Source organism: Janthinobacterium sp. UMAB-56, from assembly GCF_900095265.1.
In the GTDB taxonomy this organism is placed as follows: Bacteria; Pseudomonadota; Gammaproteobacteria; order Burkholderiales; family Burkholderiaceae_D; genus Janthinobacterium.
In genome coordinates this window covers 629,269-639,086 of sequence record NZ_LT607652.1, presented here as the reverse complement: position 1 = coordinate 639,086, position 9,818 = coordinate 629,269, and the positions used below count along the sequence as shown (strand labels likewise).

Genomic DNA, 9,818 nt, shown 5'->3' with positions numbered 1-9,818 from the left:
TGCGACCTCCCGTGTCCCGACTGCGAAGCAAGCCGACCGTGCCAGTAACAGCTGATAGCTGTCCTGAAAAGGAGGCCTTACCGTTTTCTATCAACAATCCCGGCATGGACACATATCCCCCACTTCCTAATTCGACGTAACCGCCTGTACGTGCATTGCCGAGCAAAAGTCCTCGCTCACTGAGGTGAAAGCCAGTCCCGCCGTTTGTGGGCCAATCATAGATGTTGGTGGGGTAGCCCGGCCCACCGTGCAGCGTGGTGCCGTACAGGTCGCCAGCAGTCACCTCGCCCAAATTCGCCTTAATCGACGATAGCTTGTCCACCGACAGCGCCTTGGCCGCCACGGATCCCTCCACCAACAAATTGCCGTTCAGCACTGTACCCAGCACCAGCCAGGCACCGTTGTCAAAATACTTCGTCACCGCATGCGTGGCGTCGTACAGGGTGACAACGTCCCGGTTGATCGGCGCGCCATATCCTGCGTGGCCCAGCTCGTACACGGCCGAGGCATCCGACCAGGTGGAGTAGCCGGGCGCCGTCACGGTGACCGTGCCGCGCTGGCCGGTGGCGCCGTCGGCGGCCAGGCGCGCGGCAGCGGCCCATTCTCCTGGTTGTATATCATCGGTGTCGGTGCGTGCAGCCGCTGTCGCACCCGAGGTGAATAGATAGGCGCCGCCGGCTGTCGGCACCTGGGTCGACCAGCCGTTGTTCAGGCCCACCAGTGCGCCCGTGGCAAAGGTGAACGTGCATGCCCCGCTCGGCAGCGCAGGCGCAATATTGATGGCGCCGCGCTGGTAGATGCGCACGGGCGCCACGTTCAAGCCATCGGTGCCGTCCTTGGCCAGCTGCACGGCCGCCGACCATTCATTGGCGGCGATATTGTCCGTGGCATTGCGCGAACTGGCGGCTGCCACGCGCACGTACAGCGGCGCCGTGCCGGCCGGGATATTCTTCGACCAGCCATTGGCCAGGTCGTTGCCAGCCGGCGTCGTGATGCTACCCGTGGCAAAAGTGAAGATCACGTCACCCGGCGAATCAGTAGGGACGGCCGCCGCGCGCCTGTAGGCGAAGGCCTGGCCCGTGTTCAAGCCGGCCAGGCCGGTGTCGCCAGCGACGCCGTCGAAGACCTTGCTGATCATGTAGTTGGCGACGTAATCGACGCCAAATTCGCGGATGCGGGCCTGCACCAGGGCCGTATCCGTGGTCATGGTGGCAAAGTCGACCGTGGCCACGTTGCCGTTGACGGTAATCTGCGTGCCAGCCGAGACCGAAAACACGATATCGCCCACCACATTGACCGGCTTGGCGGTAATGGCAATCGAGCCGGGTGCGCCGGCGCCGGCACTGTTCACGCGAAATACCGGCGTGCTGCCAGCCAGCAGGATCGCCTTGCCATCGGCGGTCGTGCTGAAGCGTTCTCCCGAGGCCTGCAGCAGCATATCGCGCGCACCACCGATGGCGCTCATACCAGCACCCCCACCGTCACGCGCCCGGCCAGCCATTGGTGTGACAGCAGCACCACCACACCAGGCACACCGCCCTGCAGGCCGAAGCGATCATCGCGCAGCACCACGGGCTGCCCCAGTTCCAGCATCATAATTTCAGGCTCTCCGTCAAATTCGTAAATCGTGCGCTGCACCTTGTTCAGGGCCAGGCGCCGCGCCGCTTCCGCCTGCGCGTCCGCGTTCGACTTGAGGCAGGTTTCAATTTGCGGCGGGTCGTCCGTCAGCCGGTAGCGCGCCTTTACCGCAGCATCGACTGCCGTTTCCGTCAGCCACTCCGTCGCGTACAGGTCGGCGTGCGCCGGCGGAATGCTGGTGGTCAGACTTGCTTGCACCGTCCAGTTGCGGTCGAAGGCGATCTTGACGGCCGCCACCACCGGCAGGCGCTGTACCGGGCGCAGGGAATCGAGCCGCATGTGCTCTGGCCCGATCTCCACCGACACGCCGGCGGCCGGCAGCGCGATCTGCACCAGGCGCAGCTGGCCGGTGCGCGACATGACCGCCTGGGCGCCCACGCTGGCCGCCAGCTGCTGGATAGCCTGCGCCTGGTTCGTCCGGTCCGCAACGTACAGGCCCACCAGCTGCGGGTGGGCAGCATCGAAGGCGGCCAGGTTGGCCAGGTCTAGGTCGTCCAAGGTAAAACGGTCCGATGCCTTGCCGTAGGCGGTGGCGATGCGCTGCACCAGCGGAGCGATGCGCGGCGCATAGCCATCACCCTTGTCGCCCTGCACGCTGACTGTGATCGTGGTGGAAAACGGGTCGGTGGTCAGGTTGAAGCGCCCCGCCTGGTCATTCAAGGCCACGGCAATCGGCTTGCCGTTGGTGCGCACCTCGAAACTCGACTCCACCGCGCCCAGGAAGCCATACTCCAGCGTAGCTGGGTTGGTCAGCAGCGGCGTCACGTTATGACATTCGCCAAAAGGGATCGGCAAGGTCGCATCCTTGTTCGGCGACATGCCGCCCAGCTTCGCCTCAGCAATTGGCGTGTCCAGGCGCTGCAGCTTGTCGCGCAACGACAGATTGATCGATTCGCGCGCGGAACTGCCAATATCGGCGACGATGCCGTCGAAGATCAGCCGAAAGTCGCTGCGCGGCCAGGCTGGGTCACCGGACCAGGCCTTGATGGGCCGGTTACGCCAGACGTCGGCGAGCCAGCCATCAAGCGCACCATCACCGTTGTCGAGCTCAATATCTCCGCCCGACAGGCCCGCCTCGCCGGTCAGGCTGACCTGCTCGGTGAATGCCAACCCACCCGTGGCCAGCGGCAAGTACTCGACGTTGGGCGGGAGGTCGGCCGGGCCGGTGACATACGGCCAGGATGAGATAGAACGCGTCACTTCGACGCCCGCCACATTCACTTGCGCCTCGATCAGCACCATGCGAGTGGCCGACGAGCTTTGCAGCCACGCCAAAAATTGCGCATCGGTCATTCGGAATACTCCACTTGTTTCGCCCAGGCGGATGCCTTAGCGGATTTATCGACACCAGCCACGACCGTCTTGGCCGCTTTGTCGTTCGATTCGACGGTGGCCTGAATGGTGGCGCCGGTTTGCGCCTTTTGATCTGCGCGCAGCCCCTTGAGCTCTTCCCGCAGGCTCTTGACCTCGGCCACCAAGGCGTCGTTGTTGCCACCGCCCTGGCTTGGCGCCCCACCGAAATACCGGCGCATGGCAGCGGCAGCTTGTGCGTCCACCACCACTTCGCCGCGGTGCAGCTCCGCCGCGTAGCCATCAAACGGGACATTGGCCAGGCCGCCGGCATGGGAGCCATCAAACTTCACTCCCAACCCCGTGGCCGTGCCCATCGCCGCATGCAGGTTGGCGATGGCTTGCGCCACCGTCAGCACGCTGTCGTTGATGGTGATCAGGCCCGACACCTGGGCCTTGAGGGCATCCAGACTGGCCTGCTGCACGTCGACCTGGGCCGAGGCCCATTTCAACGCCTCGTTGTTGGCGTCCACCACGCGGGCGTAATCTGCCGCGTAGCGGGCGTCCGAGGCGTTGACCACCTGCGAAGCCGTCAGGAAGGCCTGCTCGGCAGCCGACAGGCCGGACTGCGCCGTCGTGTCGCCGGCATTCGCGGCCGCCAGGGTCTTCTCGAACTGGGCCCGCGCCTCGGCGTACTTCTGCTCTGGCGTCAGGATGGACTGGCTGCCCAGGGCCATGCTGGCGTTCAGGCCGTTGAGCGTTGCCACCCACGATTTCGATTTATCCAGCGCCGTCTGGGCCGCTGCCGCCTCTCTGTCGTAGGCTTTGCCCAGGGCGTCCTTGGCCGATACCACGGCCTTGGCCGCCTGCACCTGGTCGAAGAGCGCACGGTTGACGGCGGCGATGCTGGAGCGCTGGATGGCCAGCAGTTCCGTTTCGCTTTTCGTCAATTCGTTCAGCTGCTGCTGCAGGTCACGGTGCTCGCTGGCGATTTCGCTGGCAGTTTTTGCCACGGCAGCAAAGTCGCCGGTTGCCGCCGCCAGCTCGGCCGCGTAGTCGGCTGCTTTCTTGAACGGCTCAGCGATGGCGATCAGCTGCGCATACATGGACTGGCCAGCGGCCGTGTTCAAGTCCTGCGCCAGCACCAGGGCCTTGAACTGGTCGACCGTGGTCACGCCCGATATTCCCAGCTTGCCCATGGCATCGTTCACCGATTTGGTGATCGGCGCCATGCGTTCGGCTTCGGTCAGGAAGTTTTCGACAAAGTAACTGGTGCCGCTGGTCAGCGCCTCCAGACCGCCGGCCGCAGTGATCAGGCTTTCGCTCAGCGCCACCGCGCCCAGGCCTGTGGTATTGAAGGACTTGCCCAGCACAGCCAGCACGTCGGATACCTGGATGTAGTCGTTGGTCACGCGCACCAGAGTTTCCAGATAACCCTCGCCGACAGCCTGGTATTGCGCCAGGCCGGCCACGCCAAACTTGGCCATGTCGTCGCCCATTTTCGAGAACGCCGTCTCCAGGGCTTTCTGCTGCTCCTCGGCCGACAAGTCTTTCAGCGAGATTTTGCCCAGGTTCACCACGAACGAATTGAGGTGCGCATTGAACGCAGCACCACCCAGGCCCAGCACGTCGGCTGCGCTGCGGATGGTGTCGCCCATGCTGGTGATGATCATGGTGAACTGGTCGTTCATTTCGTTCGACAGCGCAGCCGTCTGCGTGCTGTCTTTGCTGCTGTAGCTGATGCCGAACGCCTTCTTTTTGACATTGATGTCGGCATACGCCTGGGCATTGAAGCCCAGCGCGTCTACGTTGCCCAGCGATGTGGCCGCGCCCGTGATCCCTGAGTCCTTGACCGACACGGACGTTTTGATCAATTTCGACACCACAAAACCGATGGCGGCACCGATGGCCATGCCGATGGGGCCGGCGACGGCGCCCATCATGGTCAGGCTGCTGCCGATGGTGCCCATGGTCATGGCACCGGCAATACTGCCGCCCAGCACCGCGCCGCCATACGTCGCAGCACCAGTTAACACGCCTTGCCCGACCTTGCCCAACGTGGGCGTGCTGCCGGTGGTGATGCCCGCCGTCGCGCCAGCGCCGGCGGCGGTGATACCCGAGCGCGCCAGCAGGTTGCCCAGGTTACCGATGCCGGCCACCATCTGTTTCAGCGACTGGTCCATCGAAATGGTGTGCGCCAGGCCCAGGCCGGAGTTTTTCTCCATGATGGCCAGGCTGTGGGCGATCGATTCGGATTTCGCCGACGAGTCGCCCAGGATGGATCCGGTACCGGTGGCGGCCTGGCGATCCTTGGCAGTCGTGTCCGATCCACCGCCGCCAGATACTGCGAAGCCCAGGGCGGCCATCGCGGCTGCCATCGCGGCCATGCGAATCCAAGCGCTGTAAGGATCGCCCTGCGCTTGCGTTGCGACCGCCACCGCTGCAGCGGACGTGCCTTTGACGGTATCGGCAGTCAGCTGCGTCGCCACGCCGGCTTGAACCGCAGCCGCTTTTGCCGCCTCGCCGCCCACCGTAGCTGTCGTGACAGCGGAAACGGTGAACAGTTTTTTCACCATCGACTCAATCGCCATCGCCATTTCGTATGCGCGAAATGCTTTTTCTGCAGTTTCCATCAACTTGTAGCCGGTGCTGTTTTCCTTGAAGAAGCCCTTGGCGGCCTTGGCCATGTCGCCATACGACCGCACCTGCGCCTGCGCGCCCTGCTGTGCGGCCATAGCCTGTGCCTTGGCGATTTTGTCCGGATCGCCGCCGGCGTCCTTCATCGACGCCGCCAGCTGCGCGGCAATTGCTGCCTGATCGCGCGAAAAACCGGTCAATGCGGTGGTCATGCCGCCGATCGCCTGTCCGACGGCGCCGAAGCTGGCCGCCATGCCCGATGCCGCGTCCTTAGCAGCGTTGTCGACCGCTGTCAGGATGTCGAGCAGTTCCTTGGCCTTCGTCACATCGGTGCCGGCATCGAGCGCGCCCAGGGTGGCTGCCGTGGCCGCCTTTTCCTTTTGTAGGCCGATCATGCGCGTCAGGTGGTTGACTTCGGCCTCGTCCAGGTCCAGATCCTGCGGGCCGCGGCGCGCCAAGCGGTCTTCCATGCGGGCCAGCGTCAGCGCCTCGATCTGCGCCTTGGTCAGGCCGAAGGTGGCGATCGCCTGCTTGTTGGCCTCGATCTCGTCGAAGGCGGACGCGGCATCCTTGTCACGCTCTTCCTTCAGTTCCTGTATCGCCTTTTTCACGTTCTTGCCCGACAGCAGCTGCGCATCTTCGGCGGCCACTTGGGCGATCAGCACACGCGCGCGCTCGATATCGGCCCGGTTCAATTTGGTCTTGTCGGCCAGGATGGCGGCATTCAGCTTGACCGTCATCTTTTGCGCGTCGGTCATGCTCTCGAAACCGAGCGCCTCCAGCTTGTTGGCCTCCAGTTTCTCCTGGATCGATGCGACCAGCGTCCTGTAGGCGTTTTCTTCCTGCTTCAAGGACTTAGCCGCGTCCTTGTCTGCATACTTCAAATTGATGCGGCCCAGGATCTCGGCGTACTGCTCCGCATTCAAATTGCGCGATTTCAGGTCGGCGATCTCGGCGGCGCGCTGCTCTTCGCGAGTAGCGTAGGTTTTCTTCCACTCTTTGTAGGCCTCGTTGCCGGTGACAATCGCCACGTCGGCGGCGCCTTTGGTAGCTTTCGCTTGCTTTTCAAGCAATTCATTAATCTGCTTGTTCAACTCAATGCGCTTGAAAATTGCATCGTCGTTACTGATTCCTGCAAAATCACCAGCACGCGCATTGAGGTCGCCCATCCTTTTGGTTGCCGCCTCCAGCTGCTTGATGATGGGTAGTTCTTTTTCCGCCTGCTGATTGGTCAGGCCGAGATTTTTAAGCTGCAACAGGTTTTGCTGCTTATCGATCTGGGTATCAAGGGCCTTTATGATCCGGGTATGGGCCTCTTCAAAAGATTCAGCCGCTTGTTCATTGGCTGCTTTGGCTTTTTTCCCGAACACCTCCCATGCCAGGGCCGCAGTACCAAGCAGCAGGATGATCGCGCCAATTGGCCCACCCAAGAATCCAATCGCTTTGGACGCGACACCGGCGGCCGTAATGCCTGCAACAGTGACGCCATTCAAAGCTGCTTGAGCAGCGGCCTGCGCCGCCGTTGCCGCTGTAAGTTGAGCAAGAGCCGCGACCTTGGCGCGGTCAAGCGCGGCCGACTCCACCAGATACGCAGCTCGCAAAGTTTCTGCGACCGCAAGCTCTGCCGTTGCCAATCGCAGTGTGCGAAGTGCAAAACTTAATGCACCGGCCGCACTGGCCGCAGCGATTGCGGCTTGAGCAGCAACAATGTCGGCATTTGCCGAGCGCAGCCTAACAAGCGTAGCCTCATGCGTGACTGCAAGACCGGTGATGGCTGCCTGCGACTGCGCCACAAGAATCGTAGTTCTTGCCATTTCGGCCTCAGCCGCTGCCACCGTAGAAGCTCGCAGAGCAATGCTTGCCGATACCTGCTGATACGTCTTGGTCACCCAGGTTGCCAACCACGTACCGATTTGATACGCAGTCAGCGTTTTAAGGATAATTACCAACCCTCCCAGATTTTCGGAGAGCAACCGAATTGCACTGGTAATCATCGCTACGGTGCCATTGGCCTGTGCCTGGATACCGAAAAACTCCAGCATTTCGTTTTTCAGCACGGTAAAGGCGCCCGAAATCGTCTGGATATTCTTGCTTTCCTCGCGCAGCGACTCCAGCGCCTTTGGCAGCACCGTGGCCATGATGTTGGACGTGATCAACCCCTCGCCCGCCATCGCCTTGAGCGCGCCCACCGGCAGGCCCATGCCGTCGGCCAGCGCCTTCATCAGCCGCGGCGCCGCCTCATTGACGGCGTTGAATTCCTCGCCGCGCAGCGTGCCCGATGCGAATGCCTGCGACAGCTGCAGCTGGGCCGAGGCCGACTCGGTCGCCGTGGCGCCGCTCACACGCAGCGCCAGGTTGACGGTCTCGGTGATGGCGGCAACTTGCTTTTGCGTCGTCCCGAGCTCGCGCGTCCCGTTGGCAATTCGGGCATACAGCACACCCGTGCTGGCCAGGTCCTGCTGCGAGGTTTTCGCAATGCGTTTGACGGCGTCGTACGACGCCGCATAGTCGGCGACCGACGTCGACGCCAGGCGCAGCTGCGCCGTGAACTTGGCGTATTCATCGGCCATCTTGATGATTTCGGCCAGACCGGCGCCGATGCCGATGCCCGCCAGCGCCGTTTTCATGGCATTGGCGGCCGCGTTGATCTTGTCCTGGGTTTCCGTGACAGTACGACGCGCCTGCGTCATATCGGCCTGCAGCCGGGCAATATCTGCCCGCAGGCGAATTTCAAGATCACCGACGACCATCGCGTATCCAATACAAAAGCCACCTCATGGGCGGCAGACGAAAAAAAAGACCGCCACGTGGACGGTCTATGCAAGAAACAACTCAAGGGCGCGTGCTGCTGCGCGGTCATGGCTGACGCGCACGGCAACCGATCCACCCCACGGCGGCGGGCAATTCATCTCGGTAGCGCGGTGCGATTCGGCCAGGTAGTCGACAGACAAGCGTCGCAGCAGGCGCGCCTCCCACGGTTCCAGTTCGAAGCCGCGCGCCGCTTGCCATGCGGCCATCTCGGCAAAGGTCACCGGCCCGGCGCCCATGCCGGCCGCTACGGTCGGGCCCAGCTCGTACAGGTAACCGATCAGGTATTCGCCGTCGTCAAAAGGCGGCATTTCGATCTCGCCGCCGTCACGCTCGATGCGCTCGCGGCGCGACAGCTTGGCGGCATCGGCGCGCGCGCCGGGCGCAGCCTCGGGCACGGCGCCGAGCCAGGCGCTGTGCCGCACGAACTGGCTTAGTTCGTCGCCGAGGCCTTCGTAAAATTTGCCCAGTCATTCAGGTGGGTATTGACCTGGGTGGCGATGAAACCGATGCTGGTATCGATGTAGACGGCGCGGTGCAGCGCTTCGCCGGCCAGTGCGTCGTAGTTGATGTTTTCGAACGAATGCGTCAGCGCGGTCAGGGTGTCGGCGCTTTCCTGAGCCTTGTCGTCTGCCGACTGGTCTTCCTTGCCTTTTTTCTTCAGGCGGGTGAACAGCTTGTTGTTATTGGCTGCCTGGACCTTGGCGAACTTCTTCGAGCCCGGGCCATACAGCTTGATGCGCATCGGCTTGTTCGTGTCGGGCTTGCCATCGGCGCCGTCGGCGTACATCAGCTCGTCATTGGCGTCTTTCAAGTGCAGGACGGCGGTTTCTTCTACTGCGAATTTGCGGATATCCATGGTGTTGCCTTTCGAGGGAAATAAAAATGCCCGTGCCAAGCCCGCCCGCCCCTCGAAGGGCGAAGCGGACCAGGTCGGTGCTGGGGTGGCCTGTGGCCGTGATGGTTGCCGCTTACGCGGTGAGGGTGTCGGTCTGGCGCAGCAGGGTGAAGGCGCCCTTGACGGTGTCGTTACTGGTGCCCAGGTTTTCGATGAACTTGGAAACCTGCGCCGTGAAGTAGCGCACGCCACCGCCCTGTTTTTCCACCTTGAAGGCGGGGACGGTGTAGTTGTTGGCCGCCGCTTCGATGATGATCTGGCCAGCGTCGTCTTCGACCCAGGCGCATTCCATTTCGGCGTTCGGCAGCTTGTAGCTGCCTTTTTTCTCGCGGTCGTGCGCACTGCTCACCGTCGCCAGTGTGGAGGTGCTGTATTCGCGGCCTTTTACGCCGCCAACACTGGTGATGTCACCGACTTCGACCCAGGTGAGCGCCGCGAAGGCGGCCACCGTATTGTCTGCCGGCCGGGTCGCGCAGACAAACAGCTTGGTGCCGGCGACTGTCTCAAAATCATTGGGAAATGCCATTTTGATACCTTTCAATAAAAA

The 9,818-nt window shown here is 62.6% G+C and carries 5 protein-coding genes and 1 pseudogene; all 6 read right to left on the bottom strand.

Features of this window, described 5'->3' with window-relative positions; genetic code table 11:
• Positions 1 to 1,465, bottom strand: a pseudogene (locus K0F85_RS05940) (hypothetical protein); the annotation flags it as partial.
• Positions 1,462 to 2,931 (bottom strand): hypothetical protein, encoded by a 1,470-nt coding sequence (locus K0F85_RS05935; RefSeq protein WP_219114968.1) that lies wholly within the window; start codon positions 2,929 to 2,931, stop codon positions 1,462 to 1,464. The gene K0F85_RS05935 and the pseudogene K0F85_RS05940, both read right to left, overlap by 4 nt.
• On the bottom strand, positions 2,928 to 8,135 hold the full coding sequence (locus K0F85_RS05930; RefSeq protein WP_257572561.1) for a tape measure protein: 5,208 nt from the start codon (positions 8,133 to 8,135) through the stop codon (positions 2,928 to 2,930). Before K0F85_RS05930 ends, K0F85_RS05935 begins: the two co-directional genes overlap by 4 nt.
• Before the next feature lie 246 nt (positions 8,136 to 8,381).
• On the bottom strand, positions 8,382 to 8,798 hold the full coding sequence (locus K0F85_RS05925) for a hypothetical protein (RefSeq protein ID WP_219114966.1): 417 nt from the start codon (positions 8,796 to 8,798) through the stop codon (positions 8,382 to 8,384).
• An 8-nt stretch (positions 8,799 to 8,806) separates the two neighbouring features.
• Positions 8,807 to 9,232: a hypothetical protein gene (locus K0F85_RS05920; protein ID WP_219114965.1), complete on the bottom strand. Its 426-nt coding sequence runs from the start codon at positions 9,230 to 9,232 to the stop codon at positions 8,807 to 8,809.
• A gap of 112 nt (positions 9,233 to 9,344) precedes the next feature.
• The gene (locus tag K0F85_RS05915) at positions 9,345 to 9,797 is read right to left on the bottom strand and encodes a hypothetical protein (RefSeq protein WP_219114964.1); all 453 of its coding nucleotides are present in this window, start codon (positions 9,795 to 9,797) and stop codon (positions 9,345 to 9,347) included.
• Positions 9,798 to 9,818 lie beyond the last annotated feature (21 nt).